Genomic DNA, 22,433 nt, shown 5'->3' with positions numbered 1-22,433 from the left:
TCGACCCCGCCGACCTCAACGGGTCTCGTTCCAGGCCTCGGCGAGGATCGCCTCCACGTCCTCGTCGGTGAGCTGGCGGTAGTCCTCGTACCAGGCGCCGACCGCGGTGAAGTCGGTCGGGACGCGAAGGCAGACGATGGCGTCGGCCTCCTTGCCCAACGCGACACCGGTCTCGACGGCGCAGACCGGCGTCGCGAAGACCAGCCGCCGCGGGTTCCGCATCCGCAGCTGGCGCAGCGCGGCCGTCGCGGTGACGCCGGTGGCGACGCCGTCGTCCACGACGATCACGGTGCGGCCGGCGACATCCGGAGGCGGCCGGTCCCCGCGGTAGCGGCGCAGCCGGCGGCGTGCCTCGGCCCGCTCCGCGGCGACCGTCGCGGTGATCTCCGGCCCGGTCAGGTCGACCTGGTGTACGTGGGCGCCGAACATGGGCGGCCCGTGCGCGCTGACGGCGCCGATGCCGAACTCCGGCCGGCCCGGCATGCCGATCTTGCGAGCGACCACCACGTCCAGGTCGCCGCCGATCGTGCCGGCGACCTCGTAGCCGACCGGGACGCCGCCGCGCGGCAGGGCGAGGACCAGCGGGCGGCCCGATACCCCGTCCTGGCCCAGGTGGGCGGCGACCTCGGCGCCGAGCGCATGGCCGGCCTCGGCGCGGTCACGGAAGGCGGCTGGATCGGTGGATGGCATGGCGGACCCTCTCGTTCCGGTGCTGCTCGACGAGGTCCGTACCCGCCTGTCCACGGCGGTAAGCGTGCCGGTGATCACCATGTTTTGTCCCGATGTACGCCCTTTCGGCGCCGGGCGGTGGCCGGGGGCGTAGGGATCGCGTAGCGAAACGGGGTCGAGGCGCTTGGCGGGTGCACCGTGGAGGGCATGACCTTGTTGGACGTGATCCCCTCGCTGCGGGCGTCGCTGCCGCCGAGCCTGCCGGCCCAGCTGTGGCCGGCGACCACGGCGCGCGGCGGCCACGGGGAGATCCAGGTGGGCGGCACCGGCCTGGCCGGCGTCGCCGAACAGTTCGGCACGCCACTGTATGTGCTGGACGAACAGGACGTCCGGGCGCGCTGCCGGCAGTACACGGCGGCGTTCGGCGCGACCGGCGTCGCGTACGCCGCCAAGGCGCTCACCTGCCGCGCGGTGCTGCGGTGGGTCGCCGAGGAGGGGCTGGGCCTGAGCGTCTGCTCGGCCGGCCAGCTCGCCGCCGCGGCCGCCGTCGGCTTCCCCGCCGACCGCGCCATCCTGCACGGCGACGCCAAGACCCCCACCGACCTGGAACGCGCGCTCGCGTACGGCGTCGGCACCGTCGTCATCGAGTCCCCCACCGAGGTCGCCCGCCTCGCCGCGCTCGCCAAGGGCCGCCAGCGGGTGCTGCTCCGCGTGCTCCCCGGCCCCGGCCGCCCCGGCCTCGACCCGGCCGCCGCGCTCCCCGCCGGCCCCGACACCGACCGCTTCGGCCTGCCGGCCGACTCCCTCGCCGGCATGCTGCGCCGCATCGCCGACCAGCCCGCGCTCGACCTGGTCGGCCTCGACTTCTACCTGGGCTCGCAGGTGACCCGCTTCGGCGGCTACGAACGCGCCATCGACCAGCTCGTCGCGCTCGCCGCCACGCACCGCGTACCGCTGCGCGAGATCAACCTCGGCGGCGGCCACGCGGTACCCGGCACCGAGGCGGAGGCCGAGTTCGCGCTCCCGGCCTTCGCGGCGCGCGTGCGCACCATCCTCCAGATCTCCAGCCAGCGGTACCGGGTGCCGGTGCCACGGCTGGTCGTGACCCCCGCCGGGCGATCGTGGCCCGGGCCGGCGTCGCGCTGTACCGAGTCCTGGCGGTGCGCCGGGACACCGGCGGGCGCCAGCTCGTCGCCGTCGACGGCGGGCTCAGCGACAACCCGCGCCCGGCCATGTACGGCGCCCGCTACACCGCCGCCCTGGTCGGCCGGCTCAGCCGCGACACCACCCGGCCGACGACGGTGGTCGGCCGGCACGACGAGGCCGGCGACGTCATCGTGCGGGACGCGCCGCTGCCGGGCGACCTGCGCCCCGGCGACCTGCTCGCGGTGCCCGGCTCGGGCGCCTACCACCTGCCGCTCGCCTCGAACTACAACCTGGTGCCCCGGCCGCCCCTGATCGGCGTCCACAATGGAGTCGCGAAGGTGCTGGTGCGCCGGGAGACGATCGACGACATCCTCGTCCGCGACCTCGACCCGGGCACGGCCTGAGCACCGCGGGACCGCCCGCGCCAAGCTGTCCATCGTGGACGCACGGTGGTCGCCCGTCCCCGCGCCCGAGCCGCCTTCTGCACAATGGTCGCCATGGACGAGGGCAGCGCGAACGAGGCATGGTGGCGGCGGCAAGCCGCCGCACAACGCGTCAAGACGGCGTAGGTTTTTGCCCGGGCCCGTTGCCGGACCGGGCCGACCGCCGGACCGTGAAGACGTGAGCACCTCTATCAACCGGCGCGACATCGTCCGCGAGGCGCGGTCGCGGCGGGCGTGTCGGGCCGACCGGTCGGCGGCGGCCGCTTTCCTGTTCGTCAGGGGCCTGGCGCTGGTGGTGTTGCTGTTTCTGGCCGGCGTCGCCCTGCTGTAGCCGCGCGCGCGACGCCGGCCGGCTACTGCCACCGCATGAGCGTCGACGCGACGAAGTGGTTCGGATCCAGTAGGCAGGTGTCACCGCCTGCAGGACGACAGCGCGCCGGCCGTGGCGGGATCGTGATGTCTTCCGACACTTCAGATGGAGACGTCCTGTGGCAGCGTTTTTGGCTCGGCTCGGCCGGTTCGCTTTCCGGCGCCGCGGTCCGGTGGTCGTCGTGTGGCTGGCCGTCCTGGCCGGGGCGGTCTTCGCGGGTCTGACGGCGGCGTCGGTTCCCGATGACGACTTCTCGGTGCCGGGCATCGAGTCGCAGACCGCCTTCGACCTGATGCGGGAGCGGTTTCCCGGGATCACGGCCGATGCCGGCGACGCGACGGTGGTGTTCGTGGCACCGCGGGGCGACCAGGTGACCTCGGCGCCGTACCGGTCGGCCATCGAGTCGGCGGTTCGGCGGCTTGGCGAGGGTGGTCAGGTCGCCATGGTGGATGACCCGTTCGAGGCCGGCGCGGTCAGCGGCGACGGGTCGGCGGCGTACGCGAGCGTGATGTACACCGTGAAGGCCAGCGGGGTCACCGAGGCCAGCCGCGCGGAGATCGACGCCGCTGCCGACGTCGCCAGGAAGGCGGGGCTGACCGTCGAGGCCGGCGGGAGCGCGATGGAGGCCGGCGGCGGTGGGGGTGTCGCCGAGATCATCGCCATCGGGTTGGCCGCCGTGATCCTGCTGGTCACCTTCGGGTCCCTGGTCGCCGCGGGGCTGCCGCTGCTGACCGCGCTGCTCGGGGTCGCGGTGAGCATGCTGTCGATCCTGGCGGTCAGCAACGCGCTCGGCCTGTCCGCGACCACCGGCACCATGGCGATGATGCTGGGCCTCGCGGTGGGGATCGACTACGCCCTGTTCGTGGTCTCCCGCTACCGCGAGGAACGTGCCCGCGGCCGGTCCGCGGTCGAGGCGGTCTCCCTGGCGGTGGGCACCGCCGGCTCCGCCGTGGCCTTCGCCGGCCTGACCGTCGTGATCGCGCTCGCCGGCATGGCGGTGATCGGCATCCCGATGCTGACCAAGATGGGGCTGGCCGCCGTCGCGGCGGTGGTGGTGGCTGTCCTGGTCGCGCTCACCCTGGTGCCGGCGGTCCTCGGGTTCGCGCCCGACAAGGTGCTGACCCGCTCCGCACGGCGCACCGCGGGTGGAGCCGGCAAGGCCGCGGGGCGTGGCGGCGCACGGTGGGCGCGGCTGGTGCTTCGCCGCCCCGTCGCGGTCCTGCTCCTGGGTGTGGCGCTGCTCGGCGCGCTCGCGATCCCGGCCACGGCGCTGCGGCTGGGCATGCCGGGGGACGAGTCCAGGCCGACCTCGACCACCCAGCGCCGTGCCTACGACGCGCTGGCGAAGGCGTTCGGGCCCGGGTTCAACGGCCCGCTCATGATCGTGGTCGACGCCAAGGGCGCGGCCGACCCGAAGAGCGCGGCCGACTCCATCGCCGGCCACATGGCGCGGGTCGACGGGGTGGTATCGGTCTCGCCGGCGATCCTCAACGACGCCGCAGACACCGCGATCTTCGAGGTCGTCCCCTCCACCAGCCCCACCGACGAGGCGACCAAGGACCTGGTGCGCGACCTGCGCGACGCGCGGGCCGAGCTCACCGGCGGCACGGGCGCGACGTTCCAGGTCACCGGGACCACCGCGGTCAACATCGATCTGGCCGGCAAGCTCCAGGACTCGCTGGTGCCCTACCTGGCCACCGTGGTCGGGCTCGCCGTGCTGCTCCTGCTGGTGGTGTTCCGCTCGATCCTGATCCCGGTCAAGGCGGCCCTGGGGTTCCTGCTCTCGGCGCTGGCCGCCCTGGGGGCGATGGTCCTGGTGTTCCAGAAGGGGTTCGCCGCCGGCCTGCTCGGCGTCGAGCAGACCGGTCCGATCATGAGCGCGGTGCCGATCTTCATGATCGGGATCGTGTTCGGGCTGGCGATGGACTACCAGGTGTTCCTGGTGTCGCGGATGCGGGAGGACTACGTGCGGGGCGAGGAGCCGCGCGAGGCGATCGAAACCGGCTTCCGGCACAGCACCCGCGTCGTCGCCGCGGCCGCGTTGATCATGATGGCCGTCTTCGCCGGGTTCATCGCCGAGCACGACCCGTTCATCAAGATGATCGGTTTCAGCCTCGCCGCCGCGGTCTTCCTCGACGCGTTCGTGGTCCGCATGGCCATCGTCCCGGCCGTCATGGCGCTTCTGGACCACCGCGCCTGGTGGCTGCCACGGTGGCTCGACAGGATCCTGCCGCGGGTCGACGTCGAGGGCGCGAGCCTGGAGCGGGATCCGCTGGGCGCGCCGGAGCCCGAGCGGGAGCCGGTGCCCGCAAGCGCTCCGTGACGGCCTCGCCCGGGCGACAATTGATCCGGTACCGCCGGTGCAGCGCGCGAGGAGGAGCGGCCATGGCCAGCCTGGAGTACGCCGAGCGGCATCCGCGGCTGACCGACGCGGTCATCGTGCTCGCGCTGCTCGGTGCGGCGGTGATCGGGGCAAATCTGATCGGCCCGGGTGAAAGCCGTCCGCAGGACATCTGGGTCGCCGAGGTGGTGACCGGGATCGCCTGCCTGGCGCTGTTCAAGGCCCGCGAGCGCCCGCGCGGCACGGTCGTGGTCGCCACCGTCTGCGCGGTCGTCACGGGGAGCCTCGGTTTCATCCTCTCCCCGCTGCTGCTCGCCCCGCTGATGGTCGCGCTGTACTGGCTGGCGGCCACGACCGACTCCCGGACGACCTGGTGGTACGGCGGCGTCGCGACCGTGCTCACCGTCGGCACCGCCGTGGGGGTCGACTTCGACGAGATGGTGGCGCTGCGCGCCATCGGGCCCGCCCTGTGGCTACTGCTCCCGCTGGCGATGGGCAGCAGGATCCGGCTGCGCCACGCCTGGCTCGACGCCGTCCAGGCGCGTGCCGAGCACGCCGAGCGGACCCGCGAGGAGGAGGCCAGGCTGCGGGTCACGCAGGAGCGGATGCGCATCGCCCGCGACCTGCACGACGTCGTCGCCCACCACATGGCGGTGGCCAACGCGCAGGCCGGCACGGCGGCCCACCTGCTGGAGTCCGATCCGGCACTCACCAAGAAGATCCTCACCGACCTCAAGGCCACCACCTCCTCGGTCATGCTCGAACTGCGCGACACCGTCGGTGTCCTGCGCCAGACCGGTTCCGACGCCGAGACCCTCGAACCGGCGCCGGGGCTGGCCCAGCTCCCGGACCTGCTGAAGGTCTGCGGATCCGCGGGCCTGGCGGTCAGCCTCGAGATCGAGGGCGAGCCCCGGGAGCTGCCGCCCGGGATCGACCTGACCGCGTACCGCATCATCCAGGAGGCGCTGACCAACGCCACCAAGTACTCCGCCTCGGCGACGGCCGCGCTGCGCCTCCGCTACGGCGGCACCAGGCTCACCATCACGGTCACCAACGACCGGCGCTCCAACGAGCAACCACGCCGCGGCTCGACCGGCTACGGCATCATCGGCATGCGGGAACGAGCCAACGCGGTCGGCGGCGACCTGCGGGTCAGCGACAGCGGTGCGGCCGGTTTCGAGGTCGTGACCGCCCTTCCGCTGCCTCCCCATACCCCGGCACCCCAGGCGGCGCTGTGACGATCCGGGTCCTGCTCGCCGACGACCAGGCGCTGCTGCGCGGCACGTTCCAGATGCTCATCGACTCCTGCGACGACCTCGAGGTGGTCGCCGAGGCCGCCGACGGCGCGCAGGCCATCGCCCTGGCCCGGGTGCACCATCCCGACGTCGTCGTGATGGACCTGCGGATGCCCGGCACCGACGGGCTGACCGCCACCGAGACCATCTGCGCCGACCCCGCCCTGACCGGCACCCGGGTGCTCATCCTCACCACCTTCGAGAACGACGAGCACGTCGCCCGCGCCCTGCGCGCCGGCGCCAGCGGCTTCCTCGGCAAGTACGTCACCACCGACGCCCTGCTGGCGGCCATCCGTACCGTCGCCAGCGGTGACAGCCTGCTCTCCCCCGGCGCGACCAAGGCCCTCATCACCCAGTTCCTCGCCACCCCGCCACCACGCGCCGCCGCACCGCCGGCCGCCGCGCCGGGGATCCGCGACCTGACCGACCGCGAACGCGAGGTCATGAGGATGGCTGCCGACGGCAGGACCAACGACGAGATCGCCAAGGAGCTCCACCTCAGCGTGCTCACCGTACGCAGCCACGTCCAGCGGGCCATGGCCAAGGTCGGTGCCCGTGACCGGGCGCAGCTCGTGGTCGTGGCCTACAAGAACGGCCTGGTGTCGCCGGACGCCCCGTAGGGGTGTACCGCGATCGCAGTACGCCGCGGTGTCTGCGGCTGGACGATGTCGCCGCCCGGTGTTCCGGCGAGTCTTGAGCGATCGAGCCAGACAGCTGGAGGGTGGCACATGATCGAGGTGAACGACCTCAGCAAGCGGTACGGCGAGAAGCTCGCGGTCGACTCGTTGAGCTTCGCCGTACGGCCGGGCGTGGTCACCGGCTTCCTCGGCCCCAACGGGGCGGGCAAGTCGACGACGATGCGGGTGATCATGGGCCTGGACCGGCCCACGTCGGGGCAGGTACGCGTCAACGGCCGCTCGTACGCCCAGCTCAAGGCGCCGCTGCGGGAGATCGGGGCGCTGCTGGAGGCGAAGGCGATCCACCCGGGTCGCCCGGCGTACCACCATCTGCTGTCCCTGGCGGCGAGCAACGGCATCGGCAAGGGCCGGGTGCTCGACGTCATCGACATGGTCGGTCTGAGCGAGGTGGCCCGCAAGCGGGCCGGCGGGTTCTCGCTCGGCATGGGGCAGCGGCTGGGCATCGCCTCGGCGCTGCTCGGCGACCCGCGGATCGTCATGCTGGACGAGCCGGTCAACGGGCTGGACCCCGAAGGCGTGCTGTGGATCCGCAACCTGCTCAAGAGCCTGGCCGGGCAGGGGCGGACGGTTTTCGTCTCCTCGCACCTGATGAGCGAGATGGCGCTGATCGCCGAGGACCTCATCGTGATCGGGCGGGGCCGGCTGCTGGCCGCCGGACCGATCGCCGACTTCATCGCGCGGGCGTCGAGCCGCGGCGTACGGGTGCGTTCGCCGCAGGCCGCCGGCCTGCGCGCCCTGCTGCTGGGCGAGGGCGTCACCGTCACCAACGCCGAACCGGGCGTGCTGGAGGTCACCGGGCTGGACCCCGCGCGGATCGGTGAGCGCGCGGCCGCCGCCGGCCTGGTCCTGCACGAACTGTCACCGCGGGAGGCCTCGCTGGAGGAGGCGTTCATGGAGCTCACCCGCGACGCCGTCGAGTACCACGCCACAACCGACGCGCTGGCCACCGCCGGAAGGACGAACCGATGAGCACCACCACCCTCACCCGCCCCGCGGGCGACCCGCGGGTCACGCCGTCGCGGGTACTGCGCATGGAGTGGATCAAGTTCTGGTCGCTGCGTTCCACAATCTTCACGTTGGCGATCACCGCGCTGCTCACGATCGGGATCGGATCACTCATCAGCGGCCTCGTCGGCTCCGGGGACGGCGGGCCCGGCCAGAACGACTTCGGCGATCCGGCCTCGATCAGCCTGGCCGGGGCGATGCTCGCCGCGCTCGCCACCGCCGCGCTCGGCGTGCTGATGAGCACCGGCGAGTACGCCTCGGGGATGATCCGGGCCACCCTCGCCGCGGTGCCGGCACGCCTGCCGGTGCTCTGGGCCAAGGCGACCGTCTTCGCCGCGGTGAGCTTCGTGCTGATGCTCGGCACGTCGCTGGTGGCCTTCCTGGCCGGCCAGGCGATCCTCTCCTCCCGCGGCTTCGACAGCGTCACGCTCGCCGATCCCGGGGTGTTCCGGGCGGTCGTCGGCGCGGCGGTCTACCTGACCGGGGCCGGGCTGATCGGTCTGGCCGTGGGCGCGCTGCTGCGCAACACCGCCGGCGCGATCACGACCGTGGTCGGCGCGCTCTTCGTACTGCCCGGTCTCGTCCAGCTGCTGCCCGCCAGCTGGGGCGACACCATCTCCCCCTACCTGCCCTCGAACGCGGCCGGGTCGTTCATGGCGGTCGAGGCCACCAGCCCGTCGCTGTCGGCCTGGTCCGGGCTGGCCGTCTTCGCCGGCTACGTCGCCGTACTGCTGGCCGGCGCGGCCGTACTGCTCAAGCGCCGCGACGCGTGACAGTACGGTGAGTACATGATCGGCCCGGCGTGGCTGCGGCGGGTGAACCGTAAGTACCCGTACCTGCTCGACGCCGCCCTCGCCACCCTGGTGGCGGGGGTCGGCGTGCTGCCGCTGGTGCTCGGGTTCGGCCCCGACGGTCATCAGCCGACCGGGGCCGACGCGGTGGCCGCCGGGATCGCGTTCGTCCTGCTGCTGGCCCGGCGCCGGGCGCCGCTGGCCGTGCTGGCGCTCGCCGTCCTCGGCCAGATCGTGCTCACCGCCGCGTCCGGCGACCGGACGCCCGTGCTCGAGGCCGCCGCGGTCATCGCGGTCTACACCGTCACCCGGACCGCCAGCCAGCGGGTCGCGGTGGTCGCCGCCCTCGCCACGGCCGCCAGCCTGTACGCGACCAGTGCCGTCACGGCCGGTTCGGTCACCGGCGCCGAGAGCCTGGGGGCGATCGCCTGGACCGGCATGGCCGCCGCCATCGGCGGGACCGTCCGCACCTGGCGCGACTACCTCGCCGCGACCGAGGAGCGAGCGGTCCGCGCCGAGGCGACCAAGGAGGAAGAGGCCCGCCGCCGGGTCGCCGAGGAGCGCCTGCGCATCGCCCGGGAACTGCACGACGTGATCGCCCACCACATCGCCTTGATCAACGTCCAGGCCGGGGTGGCCAGCCACGTCCTGCGCAGCCAGCCCGACCAGGCGGACGAGGCGCTCGGCCACATCCGCCAGGCCGGCCGCACCGTCCTGGACGAGCTCGGCTCCCTGCTGTACGTGCTGCGCCAGTCCGGGGAGGAGGCGCAACCGACCGAGCCCGTCCCCGGCCTGTCCCGCCTCGGCCACCTCCTGGAGACACTGACCGCCGCCGGGCTGCGCATCCAGCACCGGCAAGCCGGACAGCCACGGCCGCTGCCGACCGCCACCGACCTGGCCGCGTACCGGATCATCCAGGAAGGGCTGACCAACGCCCACAAGCACGGCGCCGGCGGGGCCCGGCTGCTGGTCGACTACCGCCCGGACGTGCTGCGCATCGAGATCCGCAACGCTGTGCGCACCCGCCCGCCCGCGGCGACGGGCACCGGAAACGGGCTGACCGGCATGCGCGAACGCGCCCACGCCGCCGGCGGCAGCCTGGACGCCGGACCCGACCCCGACGGCACCTTCCACCTCGACGCCCGCCTCCCCCTGCCCGACCTGCCGGCCGCCGGGCACCCCGCCGCGATGGAGACCGCCGGATGACCATCCGCGTCCTGCTCGCCGACGACCAGGCCCTCATCCGGGCCGGGTTTCGCATGCTGATCCAGAACGCACCCGACCTCGATGTCGTGGGCGAGGCGACGAACGGGCACGAGGCGGTGCGGCTGGCCCGGCAGACCCGCGCCGACGTCATCCTGATGGACATCCGCATGCCCGACCTCGACGGCCTCGCCGCCACCCGGGCCATCACCGCCGACGACGCCCTGGCCGGGGTACGGGTGCTGATCCTGACCACGTTCGAGGCCGACGAGCACGTCTTCCAGGCCCTGCGCAGCGGGGCCAGCGGCTTCCTCGGCAAAGGAGTCGAACCGGCCGACCTGCTCGACGCGATCCGGGTCGTCGCCAGCGGCGAGGCACTGCTGTCGCCGAAGGCCACCAAGGCGCTCATCACCCGCTACCTCGCCGGCCCGGAACCCGCCACCGGCACCGCACCGGCCGAACTGGCCGCCCTCACCGAACGCGAGCGCGAAGTGCTCACCCTCGTCGCCGCCGGGCTCTCCAACAACGCCATCGCCGAACGCCTCTACGTCTCCCCGCTGACCGCGAAGACCCACGTCAACCGCATCATGGCCAAGCTGGGCGTACGAGACCGCGCCCAACTCGTCGTCCTCGCCTACCAGACGGGCTTCGCCCGTTCCGCCTCCCCGTGACCACGACTCGGGGCCTGCGGCCTGGCCTGGTCCAGCGGGTCGGCCCGCTGGGGCCGGCCGGTGATCGTGCCCAGCGCGGCGGCCACCAGTTGGATCGCCGCGATGCCCCGCAACCGGATGCGAACGGGTCTTCGTCACCACCTCACGACAGCGGATCCGCCGCTACTGCTCCCCCGCCTGCGCCAGCCGCACCCGGGTCACCGCGCACCGCGCACGCAAACGACGGTCCGCCTGATCCGGCCGGCGGCCAGCCGGGCCTCACCGCTCAACCGCGCGGTGAGCGCCCGCCGCACCTTCCGTCCACATCGGAGTACGTCCGCTCGCGGTTCGTCAACCGCGGCCCCGGCGACATCACCCGCTTCTTCACCGCGCGCCCCACCCAACCGGCACCCGCCTCGTCGGCATGAGCGTGCGTTTGGTAAAGGTGGCCGGGTTGCGGTGTCTGCTTGACTGGCCGCGTGGAGCTAAGTATCGACGCCGGTGACGTGTCGCTGCCCGCCACGCTGGACACACCGCCCGAGCGTCCGGCGCGCGCCGGTGTGGTCGTCCTGCACGGCTCCGCCGCGCCGCGACGTTCGTCATTGCTGTACGCGCACCTGGCACGCGAGCTTCCCCAGGCTGGCGTGGCGGTGCTGCGCTTCGACCGCCGCCCGCACACGCACGGCGACGTGCCGTTCGCCGTCCAGGCAGACGACGCCCTCGCGGCCGTCACGCGACTGCGCCGCGAGATCGACGGCGTCCCGGTGGGCCTGTGGGGGTGGAGCCAGGGCACCTGGCCGGCGACCGCGGTCGCGGCCCGCCGGCCCGAGCTGATCGCCTTCCTCATCCTGATCGGCACCAGTGGGGTCAGCCCCGCGGTCCAGATGCGGTACGGGACCGCACAACAGCTACGGCTGCACGGCTACGGCGACGCCGACCTCGCCGGACTGGCCGACCTACGCCAAGCCCTCGAGAGTGCCGTCCGCGGGCACATCGACCGCCGCAGCGCCCAAGCGGTCATCGACCGCTACGCCGACCGGCCCTGGTTTCCGCTGGCCTACGTCCCCCGCGACCTGAACGATCACCCCGGCACCTGGGACGACATGGACTACGACCCGGAGCCGTTCATCGCCCAGGTACGCTGCCCGACGCTGCTGTTCTACGGCGAGAACGACGAATGGACCCCCGCCGGGCAGAGCATCGACGTATGGCGACGCACCGCCGGCACCGCCGACCTGACCGTCCACCAGCTCGCTGGCTGCACCCACGCACCGACCCTCGCCGGCGCCGACACACCCCAATCCATCAGCACCGACTACACCAACACACTGCTCGCCTGGCTGCGCGGACGAACCAGCCACCGACCGCAATAGCCACCCGTCACCGCGGCTCCTGCGGGGGCGGTCAGCGGAGCAGGTTGGCGTCGAGGAAGGCGGCGACGACCGCGGCGATGTCCGGGCGGTCAAGTCGCAGAGCGTGACCGCCGTGGGTGATCAGCGAGTGGACCGGATGCCCGGCACGCAGCAACGCCGACACCAGCGCGGCGGTCTGGCTGACCGGTACGGCGGTGTCGTGAAGGCCGTGAACGACCAGCACCGGCACCTGATTGCCGACGTGGCTCAGCGGGATGGCGTCGACCGTCAGCGGATCGCCGGCCGCCGGTTCGTGGCCGAGCAGATCCCGCCACGGATTGTCGCCCGAGCGCGTGGTCCGCAGCGCGCGGAGCCAGTCGTCGGCGAGCGGGTCGACCGGTGGCCAGAACGCCAGTACGGCGTCGACGTCACCCGGCTCGGCGACGCCGCGCAGGCCCAGCTGCAACGCCAGATGTCCACCGGCTGAGTCGCCGGCGACCAGAAACGGCACACCAGCGCTCCGGGCCCGCGCGAGCGGCTCGTGCGCGGCCGCCCGTACGTCGGCCAGCTGCGCCGGCCAGGGCGCCTGGTGGCTGAGCCGGTAGCGGCCCGGCACCACCGTCAGCCCGTGCCCGGCCAACGCCGCGCCGTCTTCGGTCGACCATCCGCGCCAGCCACCACCCGGCAACCACAACACCACGCCCCGCTCCGTCACCGCCCCAGCATGATGCGCCCCTCACCCGCCGGGCTACCAAACCCACCCGCCTACCTTCGAGTAATTGTCGCGCGGCTACCCTGACGGGCTTGTCGTCTGGTGTAGCGGCTGGGCGCCGTCGATGAAACGGTCCAGGGCCGCGCCGTGCAGCACGACGCCGGCGACCGGGTCACGCAGCGCGCGGGTGGTCAGACGGGCCACCGGCAGCCGGCCGGGTTTCCGCGCCGCGGCCAGCACGACGTTGCCGTACCGCCGGCCGCGTAGCATCGCCCGGCCGGCGATCAGGCAGACGTCGGCAAACACGGCGCGCAGCGTCGCCGCCTGGACCCGCGAGTAGCCCAGCGGGGGCAGATCGGTCAGGTTGACGGTGTAGAGCCCGTCGGGCCGCAGCACCCGCGCCACCTGCGCCGCGAATTCGACACCGGCGACGTGTGCCGGCATCTTGGCCGCCTCGTAGACGTCGGCGAGCACCAGGTCGTAGCCGGCGGCCGGCTCGGCCTCGATCGCCTCTCCGGCATCGGCCAGCCGCACCCGCAGATCCCCATGGGGCAGCGGGAGCTCGCGCTGTACCAGGTCGAGCAGGGCGGCGTCGCGCTCCACCACGACCTGGGTCGAGTCGGGACGGGTCGCGGCCAGGTAACGCGGCAGCGTGAAGCCGCCCCCGCCCAGGTGCAGGGCGTCTACCGGCTCCCGCTTGGGCGCCGCCGCGTCGATGACCGAGGCCATCCGGCGTACGTAGTCGAAATGCAGGTACGTCGGGTCGACCAGGTCCACATAGGACTGGGCCACGCCGTCGACGTACAACACACGGGCCCCCGGACGGGTCGAAACAGGCACGAGCTCGATGACATGCGAGGCGACCGGCACCCGTACGGCGGCACGTCGTCGCTGGTGTCGGGCCATAGCGCACACCGTATCCGACCCGAAAGAGACCTGGTCTACCGCGCTGCGGCGGGCGGTGAGCGCGACGTCGGCGGGAGGGTGGCTTACGCGACAAGCGTGGGCACGCTGACCGCCGACGCGTCGGGCCGGGCCGGGTGGCCGGTGTCGTACCGATGTGTGAGGCTTCGGGGTATGGCGACGTTCGTTCTGATCCACGGCGGCGGGGGCAGCGCTTGGGACTGGCATCTTCTGGTTCCCGAGCTGACCGGCCGCGGCCACGACGTGGTGGTGCCGGAGCTGCCGATCGAGGACAGCTCGGCGGGCTTCGCCGAGTTCTGCGAAACCGTCGTGAACGCGATCGGCGGCCGCGGCGACCTCGTGGTCGTCGCACACTCCTATGGCGGGTTCACCGGGCCGCTGATCGCCGACAAGCTGCCGGTGCGGCTGCTGGTGCTGCTCAATCCGATGATCCCCAGACCCGGCGAGAAGCCCGGCGACTGGTGGGACAACACCGGCTACCGCGGCCCGGAAGGGCTCAGCGAGCAGCAGCAGTTCTTCAACGGCGTACCGGCCGACGTCGTCGCGCGGGCCGCGGCGCACGGCCGGGACCAGGTCAGCGGCGAGTGGAACGAGCCCTGGCCCCTGGACGCCTGGCCGCGCGTGCCGACGAAAGTGCTCATCGGCCGCGAGGACCGGTTCTTCCCAGCGGACTTCCAGCGCCGGGTGGCCGCCGACCGGCTCGGCACCGCCCCGGACGAGATCGACGGCGGCCACGCATTGACGCTCAGCCACCCCAAGCAGCTCGCCGACCGGCTGACCGGATACCTGCGCCCGGCCGGCGGCGGATGAACTCACCGGGGCGGGAGCAGCCCGCGGCCGGCCATGTAGGCTCGCAGCGTCTCGGCGTCCTCGGCTGACATCAAGCGGCGTGGAATCACGGTCGCCGGCATCCGTCCGACGTAGACGATCCAAAACTCCGGGGTGGCTTTTACCCGTGCGACCCCGTCCCAGGCGATCCCGCCGGACTCCGAGCCGCTGCGCATCATGATGTTGTCGTCGGTGATGTCGTACGCGCCCTCGACGGCGTAGCGACCGGAGCGACGCCGGGCGCGCCACCGCACCCACGGCGGGTACAGCATCGACAGCAGGCCACCGACGACCAGCGGCATGCACAGCAGCGAGAGCTTGTCGCCCCACGCCAAGCCTCCGGAAACGGCCAGACCGATCGCCCCGACCGCCGCCAGCACCGCGCCGATCAGCTCGTACTTGCGCAGCCGAACGCGGCTGAGCGCGTCGGCCACGCGGCCTGGGTAGGCGGGATCGGCTGGCACGTCGAAACGGATGTGCACGCCAAGACGATAGTGCCCCACCCGCCGGCCGCGTCCCTGGGCTCTCGACTCACTCGACCAGGAGCGCGTCCCGCATGCGTTCGGAGAGCCACGCGCGGAAGGCGTCGTCGGTCCAGCCGCGGCGGCGCACCAGGGCGTCGTAGAGAGCCGGGTCGTTGAAAACCCACAGCACGTCGACCGCCCGCTCCACATCGGACCCCTGACGCAGCGGACCGAGTGCGTTGACCCGCTCGACGACCATGCGCGCGCCGATCCTCCGGTTACGCAGCAGCGTCTCCCACACCTCGGCGACCTCGGGTCCCTGGTCGGCGGCGCGGCGGACGGTCTCGAAGATCGGCGCGGCGCGGCTGTTGATCCGGGTGGCCGCGGCCGCCTCACCGTCGTCGAGTTCGTCAACCCGCCCGGATTCGCGCCGCCCGTGCACCGGCACCAAGCCGAGGACGAACTGTTCTACCTGCTATCCGGGACCGCCGAGTTTCGCTGTGACGGGGAGAGCTTCACCGCCGGGCCGGGCGACTTCGTGCTGCTGCCGGTCGGGCTTCCGCACACCTTCCTCGTCGGCCCCGACGAGCCGCTGCGCACGCTGCAGATCACCACCCCGTCCGGCTTCGAGCGCTTCGCCGCCGAGGCCGGCACACCCGCCGTCGAACGCCGGTTGCCGGACCCGGCGCCGATCGATCCCGCCGCCCTGGGGCATGCCGGCGCCCGGCACGGCATCGAACTGCTCGGGCCACCCCCACAGCACTGACCAGCTGCCGGCCCGTGGCGCGGGCGGTCGGCGGCCGGCTCAGCCGGCGTAGCAGCTGATCTCCATCCCGTCCTCGACCGGGAAGTCCACGCTCAGGTATCCGCTGGCCGGGTCCCGGACGTAGTCGAGGTAGGGCCGCACGGTGGCGAAGCTCGTGTCATCGCCGATCACGAGAGCGCCGGGAGCCAGTTGCGGCTCGAGTAGCCGCAGCACCGGCAGGTACAGGTCCTTCCAGCCGTCGAGCAGCACCAGGCCGACCGGGCCGTCGATGGCGGCGAGGGTCTGCCGCGCGTCGCCCGGCAGGACCTCGACCACGTCGGCCACACCCGCATCGGCGAGGTTGGCCCGGGCCGCGGCGACCTTGGCCGCGCTGAGCTCGGTGGTCACCACCTTCCCGGCTCCGTTGTCGCGTACGGCGGCGGCCAGGTAGAGCGTGGAGATCCCGTACGACGTGCCGAACTCGACGACGGTCCGCGGCCGAGCCGAGCGGACGAGGCTGTAGAGCAGCCGGCCACCCTCGGCGGAGACCGGCAGGTAGGCCGACGCGAGGGCGTCGGCGCGCTGCTGAGCGGAGGCGTCCGGCGGCGGCGGCGCGAGGTGCAGATCGTCGTCGTGCCGGGCAGCGTCGTGCAGCCGTTCGAGGACACCGCGGAGGGGTTCGGTCAACAGTGCGGTCATGACCGCTAGAGTAGACGGGACGTTGCGTCTACTCAAGACAAGGAGATGGCTGTGCATCGCGGAAACCGGCACGGACGCAGCGAGCAGGCACGGCTCGCCGTCCTGGAGGCGGCCGATGACCTGCTGGTGGAGAAGGGATTCGCCGCGCTCACCGTGGAGGGGATCGCGCAGCGGGCCGGTGTCGCGAAACAGACCATCTACCGATGGTGGCCATCGAAGACCGACATCCTGCTGGAAGCCTTCCTCACCGACGCCGCCGAGGAACTGACCCCACCGGACACCGGCGACCTGACGCGGGACCTGGTCACACACCTCACAGCGATCAGCCGCTTCCTGACCGCCTCGGACGCCGGAGCGGTATTTCGCGCGCTCGCCGCCGAAGGCCAGCACAACCCCCGACTGGCGGCTCGATTACGCGCCGAACACCTCACCCACCAACGGGCCCGCGACCGGCAGCCGCTGGAGCGTGCCCAGCGGCGGGGCGAACTGCCGGCCGAAGCCGACCTCGACACCCTCGCCGACCGCCTCGTCGGACCGCTTTACTACCGGGCGCTGGTAACCGGCCAGCAGATCACCGAGGCGTTCGTGGCACAGCTGGTCAGAGCAACCCTCGCCGGCGCCTGACGCGGACGCTCACGGACGCGCGGATACCTCCGGCACCGCCGAGAGCAGGTCGTCATACGGGCCGGTGCGGCGCCCCTCGTGCGCGACGGAGCGTCCGCACATCGGCGACAGCGTGTCGGAGCAGCCGGTCGGAGTCGTAGCCCGGCCGTGTGTTTCGATGCTGCCGTGACAAGCACAGATGAACCACCGCAGGTCGTCACCGCCAGCCGCGACATCGCCGCGCCCGCGGTGGAGATCTTCGAGCTGATCGCCGACCCGTCGCAGCAGCCACGCTGGGACGGCAACGACAACCTGGCCCAGGCGCCTTCCGGGCAGCGCGTCCGCGCGGTCGGCGACGTCTTCGTCATGGCGCTCACCGTGGGCAGTGTCCGGGAGAACCACGTGGTCGAGTTCGTCGAGGGGCGCCGCATCGCGTGGCGACCGAGCGAACCCGGCCAGCCGCCACCCGGTCATCTGTGGCGGTGGGCACTCGAGCCGATCGACCCGGCGCGCACGCGTGTCACGCACACCTACGACTGGACACAGCTCAGCGACGACAAGCGCATACCGCGCGCCCGAGCGACCACGGCGGACAAGCTACGCGCCTCGCTCGACCGGCTCGCCGCGCTGGCCGAACGCCGCTGATCCAGGCCCGTCGCGGTCAGCACGCGGCCGGCGAGCCGCGGCGCGATGAAATCGGAATGCCGGCAGGGAGCCCGCCCCGAAAGCGACCGCCGAAGGCACGGCCATCGGTCTGATGTGGACTTCGCCGCAACCGGCCGCGCGACCGGCGCCGGGCCTCACGGGGAGTGTCCATCATGGCCAACCGGGTTCTGGTCACGCGACCGCTTGCGGCGCCAGATGCGCCGGGCGATCAGGGGAAGCGGCGCGAGCAGGACGACCACCAGCGCGTACGCCCACCACTGGGCCTCCCACATCGAGGGCTCGATGCCGGGGCCGCCGAGCGTGCCTTCCTCGAGCAGGTCGCGGGCGTAGTCGGCGCAGCCGATCCCGGCGGCGGTCAGCGGCAGCGTCCGCGTGCCGGTCGGTGTGAGCGCGACCGTTTCGCATGAGCGGTCGTCGCGGGTCAGTTGCGCGATGGGTTCGCCGTCGCGCCAGGCGACGACGCTCGGGGTGCCGCGCCGGCCGCGCGTGGTCTCGTCGGTGACCGTGCCGGTGGCGACGTCGATCCGCTGGAGGTGCCAGGTCTGGCCGGCGCACTGGGCCCCCCAGGCGCAACCCTCGGCGGCGGCGAGCAGGATCTGGGCGCCGTCGGGCGTCCACGCGGCGGGCCCGGCGAGCCGCTGCCGCTCGGAAACGGTCACCGTGCGGGGCGGGTCCGGGGAGTCGGTGTCGACGATCGTCAGCACGCTTTCCGTACCGGCGCCGAGGGCGTGCATGGCGATCGTGTCGCCGTCCGGGGAAAACGCCGCCTGCCACCTGGTCGCGTCCGGAAACGTGCCGATCGTGCGTACGCCACCGCTGGCGGCGTCGACCAGGACGGCCTCGTCGTCCGGGCCGTCGAGCTCCTCGCCGTCCGGGCCGTAGCCGGTCGCACCGCCGTCCGGCATGATGACGCCGACCGCGGTGCGGCTGTCGGGCGCCCACACGGCCGGCACGTAGCCGGTGAGCGAGCGGTCCAGGTCGCGGGTCTGGCCGGTGACCAGGTCGCGCAGGTTCCGGTCGAGCAGCCAGCGGCCGTCCGGGGAGAGCACGGCGGGCTCCAGGCCCATTTCGGTGTAGTCCAGCCGGTAGCCGTCGTCGGCCCCGACCAGCACCAGCGCGGTCTCCAGGTTGAGGCTGTGGCCGGTGGTGAAGGCGAGCTTGACCGGCCCGTTCGGGTCGCCGTCGAGGGTGCGCTGCCACAGGTGCGGCTCGGCGACCGAGGAAGGCAGCACCGTCGCGCCCGTGCCGGCGAACTGGAGGCTGGTCCGCGACCGCTGCGGTGCCCAGACCAGGGCCGCCGCCACCGTCAACAGGCAGGCCAGCGCCGCGGCGGTCCGGCGCCGTCGCCGCCTGCGGCGTCCGCGCCGCCACATGTCCTCAGCCGGGGGTACCGGTGGGGCCTGCTCCGTCGCGTCGAAAAGCACCCGTGCCAACCGGGCCGTCATCGGGATACCTCCTGCGTGTCGACGGGGTCGGCGGCGCCGCCCCGGGTTGGAGGGGGTCGGGAGACACTTTGCTCAGGACGCGTAGCCGCGGGGGCGAAGGTCCTCGATCCGGTCGTCGGCGCGGCGGGTGGCCAGCCTCAGCTCGCCGGTCTCCCGGTCCATCAGCTCCAGGTCGACGGTTCCGTCGAGCCGGTGGTGCAGCAGCAGAACGCCCTCCGGCGCCGTCACCAGTAGGTCGCGGGCGTCGGTCACCGGGTCGGCCGGCCTACCGCGCGGGGCCGCGCGAAGTACGGGGTCGGGCAGCTCGATGCGGCGCTGCGCCGCGCCGCTGCCGGTGTCGACCACGAGGACGTCGTCGGCCGACACGGCGGTCACGTCGCCCACGGCCTGCGCGATCCAGGTGCGCATGATGGCGTGGGAGCCGTCGACCAGCACCTGGCCGGGCGTCACGTTGAGCTGCTCTCCCGGCCGCAGGACCCCGGCGATCCGCCGCAGGGGAAGGGTCCGCGCCGCGCGGGACGGGTGGAGTACGCCGAGCGACTCCACGCCCGTGCGCGGGGCGTCGGGCTCCGTGCCGAGGTACACGGTGAAGATCTCGCCGGAACCCGACACGCCCAGCACGAACGTGCCCGGCGGCAGCGTACGACTCCACACCGGTCCCCCGGCGGTCAGGTCGATCAGGCGCAGAGTGTGGTCACCGGCGGGTGCCGTGGTCTCGGCCAACGCCGGTGCGAGCACGAGCCACCTGCCGTCCGACGACCAGCGCCAGGAGATCCGGTCCGGAACGGTGGTGCTGAGCTCCCGCCGGCCGCCGTCGCGCAGGTCCTGCATCAGCAGCCGGTGATCGACGTCCAGCAGCAGCCACCGGCCGTCCGGCGAAAGGGCCAGGGCGACCGGATCGCCCGCGTCCGGGATCGTGTACTGCCGACCGTTCTGGGCGAGCAGGATCGTGTCCGGCCGCCCCCGCACCCGGTAGAGCAGCGAGCCCAACCCCACGCGCTGGTTCGCGCCCAGCACCGGCGGTGCCTGCGCGGGCGCCGCGACCACCTCCGGCAACCACGGCACCGGACCGGCCACCATCGAGTCACCGGTGCGGGTCGACGCGAGCGGGATCCAGACGCCGCCCACCACCAGCGCGACCACCGCTAGCGCCGCGACCGGCGCGTACCGGCGCGCCCGGGCCCGCCGCCGCGCCGCCCGCACCGCGCGGTCGGTGACGTCGTACCTCCTGGCCTGCTCCGCCACATCGGACAGGAGCTCGCGCAGGTCACTCATCTCGGCACCTCCGTGGAACGTTCGAGCAGCTCGGCGAGTTCCGGCGCCAGAGCGCGCAGCCGGCCGACGGCGTGGTGGGTCTGGCTCTTGACCGCGTTGACGGAGCAGCCCAGCACCTCGGCGGCCTCGGCCGGCGACAGGTCCTCGAAGAACCGCAGCACGATCGTCGCCCGCTGCCGGGCGGTCAGCCGCGCCAACGCCCGCCGCAGCATCAGCCGGCGCGCCACCGCCTCCGCTTCGTCCACGGTGGACGGTCGCTCGGGGGGCGTGTCGGTCAACACCTCGGCGCCCCGGCCGCGCCGCCGCCAGGCGCTGATCCGCTCGTTGTAGAGGATCCGGCGCACGTACGCGTCCGGGTCGGCCGCCTCGCGGACCTGGTGCCAGCGCAGCGCGACCTTCATCAACGTGCTCTGGACCAGGTCTTCCGCCGCGTTGTGGTCACCCGCCAGCAGGTAGGCCACCCGGGACAGCGACATCAGCCTGGCCCGCACGAACTCCTGGAAACCATCGCGGTCCTCCACCCGTACCCTCCGATGCGCGCCGGCTCGCCATAGATGTACACGCCGAGCCGGCCCGAAAGGTCAGAAGCCCACGCAAAGAAGTGGCTGTGATCGAAGCTCCCCTCAAGTCGTTCTAGCGACTTGAGGGGAGCCTCGATCACAGCCGTGGGGACCGCCGGCTAGCGCTCGACGGACAGCGGCTCGTAGTTCTGCCGCACGACGCCGTTGCCGAAGACCCTGGAGTCCTTGAGCCGCATGCGGACCCGGCCGAGGCCGTGGAAAGGCCGGTCCGCCTCGCTCCACACGACCGGGTGCAGCCAGAAGTGGACCTCGTCGACGAGACCCGCCGCGACCAGCGCGAAGGCGAACTTGCCGCAGCCGTAGGTCAGCAGGTCGCCCTGGTGCTCCGCCTTGAGGTGGCGCACCCGCTCGGCGAGGTCGCCCTCGATGAGCGTGGCGTTCCAGTCCAGCGGGCCGGTCAGGCTCGTCGAGGCCACGTACTTCGGGATGCCGTTGACCCGGTCGGCGAAGTCACCGGTGGTCTTCGTCCAGATTGGAGCGAGGGCCTCGTACGTCTTGCGGCCCAGCAGCATCGCGCCGGCGAGGCGCACCTCGTCTTCGCCGGCGGCCTCGTGCGCGCCGTCCGGCTCGTACCATCCGATGGACGGGCCGATGCTGGCGTCCGCTGACATCTGCACCGTGACGATCGACCTACCCATGGCTCCCCCGCCGCTCAGGAGAGCTTCGCCAGGTAGGCGGCGAGCGAGTCGTACGACTCCCGGGCGCCGTCGGCCATGCCGGAGGCGACCATGCCGTCGCGGTCCTGCTTGGTGTCGAACCGGGTGACGCTGGTGACCACGGTCCGGCCGTCCTCCTCGGTGAGCTCCAGGGTCTCGACGCAGACGTGGCCCGGCATGCCCTCGAACTCGAAGGTCTGCACGATCCGCTCCGGCTCCCGGATCTCCCGGTACTCGCCGCGGAACGCGTAGTCGCCGTCCGGCGCGTGCTCCACGAAGCGCCAGCTGCCGCCGGGGCGGAAGTCCATCTCGCAGTCGAGCGGGTTGCCCCGACCCCACCAGTGCTTGACGTGCTCCACCTGCGAGTGCGCCGCGAAGACCAGCGCGCGCGGCGCGTCGAAGACCCGCACCATCTTGATCTCCAGGTCGGACGGCAGGGTCACGGTCAGGTTGTCGCTCATCTCAGTCCTCCGCTCGGGTGTCACGCTCTTGAATCTGTCGCAGGTATCCGCCGAGGGCGTCGTACCGCTGCTCCCAAAAGCGCTGGTACTCCGCGATCCACTCGGCCACCTCGCGCAGCGGGCCCGCGTCGAGCCGGCACGGCCGCCACTGCGCCTGCTTGCCGCGGCTGATCAGGCCGGCGCGCTCCAGCACCTTCAGGTGTTTGGAGACGGCCTGGAGGCTGATCGGGAACGGCTCGGCGAGCTGGTTGACGGTCGCCTCACCCTCCGCGAGCCGGGCCAGGATCGCCCGGCGCGTGGGGTCCGCGAGCGCGCCGAACACCTCGCTCAGCCGGTCCACCCCGCCGCCTTTCTCAACCACTTGGTTAATCAACCTATACGTTGAATATGCTCCACCCCGCGCCCCTTGTC

The 22,433-nt window shown here is 72.8% G+C and carries 25 protein-coding genes and 3 pseudogenes; 16 read left to right on the top strand and 12 right to left on the bottom strand.

Features of this window, described 5'->3' with window-relative positions; translation table 11 throughout:
- Positions 1–15: 15 nt before the first annotated feature.
- The gene (locus tag RB614_RS10880) at positions 16–690 is read right to left on the bottom strand and encodes a phosphoribosyltransferase (RefSeq protein ID WP_308712289.1); all 675 of its coding nucleotides are present in this window, start codon (positions 688–690) and stop codon (positions 16–18) included.
- Positions 691–876: 186 nt separating this feature from the next.
- Here RB614_RS10880 and RB614_RS10875 point away from each other — a divergent pair.
- From RB614_RS10875 to RB614_RS10825, 12 genes and pseudogenes are all read left to right on the top strand, one after another.
- Positions 877–1,728 (top strand): annotated as a pseudogene (locus RB614_RS10875) (diaminopimelate decarboxylase family protein); the annotation flags it as partial.
- Positions 1,729–1,790: 62 nt separating this feature from the next.
- A pseudogene (locus RB614_RS10870) lies at positions 1,791–2,012 on the top strand (diaminopimelate decarboxylase); the annotation flags it as partial.
- 424 nt (positions 2,013–2,436) lie between these two features.
- Positions 2,437–2,589: a hypothetical protein gene (locus RB614_RS10865; RefSeq protein ID WP_308712288.1), complete on the top strand. Its 153-nt coding sequence runs from the start codon at positions 2,437–2,439 to the stop codon at positions 2,587–2,589.
- 157 nt (positions 2,590–2,746) lie between these two features.
- Positions 2,747–4,951: an MMPL family transporter gene (locus tag RB614_RS10860; RefSeq protein WP_308712287.1), complete on the top strand. Its 2,205-nt coding sequence runs from the start codon at positions 2,747–2,749 to the stop codon at positions 4,949–4,951.
- 62 nt (positions 4,952–5,013) lie between these two features.
- Positions 5,014–6,207 (top strand): sensor histidine kinase, encoded by a 1,194-nt coding sequence (locus tag RB614_RS10855; protein ID WP_308712286.1) that lies wholly within the window; start codon positions 5,014–5,016, stop codon positions 6,205–6,207.
- A complete protein-coding gene (locus RB614_RS10850; RefSeq protein WP_308712285.1) occupies positions 6,204–6,884 on the top strand; it encodes a response regulator transcription factor in 681 nt (226 codons plus the stop codon). The genes RB614_RS10855 and RB614_RS10850 overlap by 4 nt, the downstream gene beginning before the upstream one ends.
- 108 nt (positions 6,885–6,992) lie before the next feature.
- Positions 6,993–7,931, top strand: coding sequence for an ATP-binding cassette domain-containing protein (locus RB614_RS10845; protein ID WP_308712284.1), 939 nt, complete (start codon positions 6,993–6,995; stop codon positions 7,929–7,931).
- Positions 7,928–8,740: an ABC-2 transporter permease gene (locus RB614_RS10840; RefSeq protein ID WP_308712283.1), complete on the top strand. Its 813-nt coding sequence runs from the start codon at positions 7,928–7,930 to the stop codon at positions 8,738–8,740. The genes RB614_RS10845 and RB614_RS10840 overlap by 4 nt, the downstream gene beginning before the upstream one ends.
- 15 nt (positions 8,741–8,755) lie before the next feature.
- Entirely contained in the window at positions 8,756–9,964 is a 1,209-nt protein-coding gene (locus tag RB614_RS10835) for a sensor histidine kinase (protein WP_308712282.1), read from the top strand.
- Complete coding sequence (locus RB614_RS10830) at positions 9,961–10,632, top strand: response regulator (protein WP_308712281.1); 672 nt, start codon at positions 9,961–9,963, stop codon at positions 10,630–10,632. Before RB614_RS10835 ends, RB614_RS10830 begins: the two co-directional genes overlap by 4 nt.
- A gap of 112 nt (positions 10,633–10,744) precedes the next feature.
- Positions 10,745–10,867 (top strand): annotated as a pseudogene (locus RB614_RS44280) (CGNR zinc finger domain-containing protein); the annotation flags it as partial.
- Positions 10,868–11,090: 223 nt separating this feature from the next.
- Positions 11,091–11,984: an alpha/beta hydrolase family protein gene (locus RB614_RS10825; protein WP_308712280.1), complete on the top strand. Its 894-nt coding sequence runs from the start codon at positions 11,091–11,093 to the stop codon at positions 11,982–11,984.
- 31 nt (positions 11,985–12,015) lie between these two features.
- Here RB614_RS10825 and RB614_RS10820 read toward each other — a convergent pair whose 3' ends face one another.
- Together RB614_RS10820 and RB614_RS10815 are read right to left on the bottom strand one after the other, a co-directional pair.
- Positions 12,016–12,678 (bottom strand): alpha/beta hydrolase fold domain-containing protein, encoded by a 663-nt coding sequence (locus RB614_RS10820; protein WP_308712279.1) that lies wholly within the window; start codon positions 12,676–12,678, stop codon positions 12,016–12,018.
- A 75-nt stretch (positions 12,679–12,753) separates the two neighbouring features.
- Positions 12,754–13,581 carry a spermidine synthase gene (locus tag RB614_RS10815; RefSeq protein WP_308712278.1) on the bottom strand — a complete coding sequence of 276 codons (828 nt, stop codon included), beginning with the start codon at positions 13,579–13,581 and terminating at the stop codon, positions 12,754–12,756.
- Between the two features lie 171 nt (positions 13,582–13,752).
- On the opposite strand from RB614_RS10815, the gene RB614_RS10810 reads away from it, so the two are divergent.
- The gene (locus RB614_RS10810; RefSeq protein ID WP_308712277.1) at positions 13,753–14,409 is read left to right on the top strand and encodes an alpha/beta fold hydrolase; all 657 of its coding nucleotides are present in this window, start codon (positions 13,753–13,755) and stop codon (positions 14,407–14,409) included.
- 2 nt (positions 14,410–14,411) lie between these two features.
- On the opposite strand, the gene RB614_RS10805 is transcribed toward RB614_RS10810, so the two are convergent.
- Together RB614_RS10805 and RB614_RS10800 are read right to left on the bottom strand one after the other, a co-directional pair.
- Complete coding sequence (locus tag RB614_RS10805) at positions 14,412–14,909, bottom strand: YcxB family protein (protein WP_308712276.1); 498 nt, start codon at positions 14,907–14,909, stop codon at positions 14,412–14,414.
- Positions 14,910–14,958: 49 nt separating this feature from the next.
- Positions 14,959–15,339 carry a hypothetical protein gene (locus RB614_RS10800; protein ID WP_308712275.1) on the bottom strand — a complete coding sequence of 127 codons (381 nt, stop codon included), beginning with the start codon at positions 15,337–15,339 and terminating at the stop codon, positions 14,959–14,961.
- Between RB614_RS10800 and RB614_RS10795 the strand changes: the two genes are divergently transcribed.
- Positions 15,328–15,657, top strand: coding sequence for a cupin domain-containing protein (locus tag RB614_RS10795; protein ID WP_308712274.1), 330 nt, complete (start codon positions 15,328–15,330; stop codon positions 15,655–15,657). The genes RB614_RS10800 and RB614_RS10795 overlap by 12 nt on opposite strands.
- 39 nt (positions 15,658–15,696) lie before the next feature.
- Here the strand turns inward: RB614_RS10795 and RB614_RS10790 are convergent, their stop codons facing one another.
- On the bottom strand, positions 15,697–16,335 hold the full coding sequence (locus RB614_RS10790) for an O-methyltransferase (protein ID WP_308712273.1): 639 nt from the start codon (positions 16,333–16,335) through the stop codon (positions 15,697–15,699).
- Positions 16,336–16,386: 51 nt separating this feature from the next.
- On the opposite strand from RB614_RS10790, the gene RB614_RS10785 reads away from it, so the two are divergent.
- Both RB614_RS10785 and RB614_RS10780 read left to right on the top strand, forming a co-directional pair.
- A complete protein-coding gene (locus RB614_RS10785; RefSeq protein ID WP_308712272.1) occupies positions 16,387–16,959 on the top strand; it encodes a TetR/AcrR family transcriptional regulator in 573 nt (190 codons plus the stop codon).
- A gap of 165 nt (positions 16,960–17,124) precedes the next feature.
- Positions 17,125–17,583, top strand: a complete 459-nt coding sequence (locus tag RB614_RS10780; protein ID WP_308712271.1) for an SRPBCC family protein — start codon at positions 17,125–17,127, stop codon at positions 17,581–17,583.
- 155 nt (positions 17,584–17,738) lie between these two features.
- Here RB614_RS10780 and RB614_RS10775 read toward each other — a convergent pair whose 3' ends face one another.
- The 6 genes from RB614_RS10775 to RB614_RS10750 all read right to left on the bottom strand — a co-directional run bounded on the left by RB614_RS10775 (position 17,739) and on the right by RB614_RS10750 (position 22,383).
- Positions 17,739–19,049: a WD40 repeat domain-containing protein gene (locus RB614_RS10775; RefSeq protein WP_308712270.1), complete on the bottom strand. Its 1,311-nt coding sequence runs from the start codon at positions 19,047–19,049 to the stop codon at positions 17,739–17,741.
- 72 nt (positions 19,050–19,121) lie between these two features.
- Complete coding sequence (locus tag RB614_RS10770) at positions 19,122–20,324, bottom strand: hypothetical protein (protein WP_308712269.1); 1,203 nt, start codon at positions 20,322–20,324, stop codon at positions 19,122–19,124.
- The gene (locus RB614_RS10765; RefSeq protein ID WP_308712268.1) at positions 20,321–20,845 is read right to left on the bottom strand and encodes a SigE family RNA polymerase sigma factor; all 525 of its coding nucleotides are present in this window, start codon (positions 20,843–20,845) and stop codon (positions 20,321–20,323) included. Before RB614_RS10765 ends, RB614_RS10770 begins: the two co-directional genes overlap by 4 nt.
- A gap of 158 nt (positions 20,846–21,003) precedes the next feature.
- The gene (locus RB614_RS10760) at positions 21,004–21,543 is read right to left on the bottom strand and encodes a dihydrofolate reductase family protein (RefSeq protein ID WP_308712267.1); all 540 of its coding nucleotides are present in this window, start codon (positions 21,541–21,543) and stop codon (positions 21,004–21,006) included.
- A gap of 14 nt (positions 21,544–21,557) precedes the next feature.
- Positions 21,558–22,022 (bottom strand): SRPBCC family protein, encoded by a 465-nt coding sequence (locus tag RB614_RS10755; RefSeq protein ID WP_308712266.1) that lies wholly within the window; start codon positions 22,020–22,022, stop codon positions 21,558–21,560.
- 1 nt (position 22,023) lies between these two features.
- A complete protein-coding gene (locus tag RB614_RS10750) occupies positions 22,024–22,383 on the bottom strand; it encodes an ArsR/SmtB family transcription factor (protein ID WP_308712265.1) in 360 nt (119 codons plus the stop codon).
- Positions 22,384–22,433 lie beyond the last annotated feature (50 nt).

The sequence above is a fragment of the Phytohabitans maris genome, from assembly GCF_031085175.1.
GTDB lineage: Bacteria > Actinomycetota > Actinomycetes > Mycobacteriales > Micromonosporaceae > Phytohabitans > Phytohabitans maris.
This window is presented reverse-complemented; position numbering and strand designations above follow the sequence as displayed.

Coding starts and splice junctions, on each gene's coding strand:
- RB614_RS10880 (WP_308712289.1), bottom strand. CDS start 690: ATGCCATCCACCGATCCAGCCGCCTTCCGTGACCGCGCCGAGGCCGGC.
- RB614_RS10855 (WP_308712286.1), top strand. CDS start 5,014: ATGGCCAGCCTGGAGTACGCCGAGCGGCATCCGCGGCTGACCGACGCG.
- RB614_RS10845 (WP_308712284.1), top strand. CDS start 6,993: ATGATCGAGGTGAACGACCTCAGCAAGCGGTACGGCGAGAAGCTCGCG.
- RB614_RS10840 (WP_308712283.1), top strand. CDS start 7,928: ATGAGCACCACCACCCTCACCCGCCCCGCGGGCGACCCGCGGGTCACG.
- RB614_RS10835 (WP_308712282.1), top strand. CDS start 8,756: ATGATCGGCCCGGCGTGGCTGCGGCGGGTGAACCGTAAGTACCCGTAC.
- RB614_RS10830 (WP_308712281.1), top strand. CDS start 9,961: ATGACCATCCGCGTCCTGCTCGCCGACGACCAGGCCCTCATCCGGGCC.
- RB614_RS10815 (WP_308712278.1), bottom strand. CDS start 13,581: ATGGCCCGACACCAGCGACGACGTGCCGCCGTACGGGTGCCGGTCGCC.
- RB614_RS10810 (WP_308712277.1), top strand. CDS start 13,753: ATGGCGACGTTCGTTCTGATCCACGGCGGCGGGGGCAGCGCTTGGGAC.
- RB614_RS10790 (WP_308712273.1), bottom strand. CDS start 16,335: ATGACCGCACTGTTGACCGAACCCCTCCGCGGTGTCCTCGAACGGCTG.
- RB614_RS10775 (WP_308712270.1), bottom strand. CDS start 19,049: ATGACGGCCCGGTTGGCACGGGTGCTTTTCGACGCGACGGAGCAGGCC.
- RB614_RS10770 (WP_308712269.1), bottom strand. CDS start 20,324: ATGAGTGACCTGCGCGAGCTCCTGTCCGATGTGGCGGAGCAGGCCAGG.
- RB614_RS10760 (WP_308712267.1), bottom strand. CDS start 21,543: ATGGGTAGGTCGATCGTCACGGTGCAGATGTCAGCGGACGCCAGCATC.
- RB614_RS10755 (WP_308712266.1), bottom strand. CDS start 22,022: ATGAGCGACAACCTGACCGTGACCCTGCCGTCCGACCTGGAGATCAAG.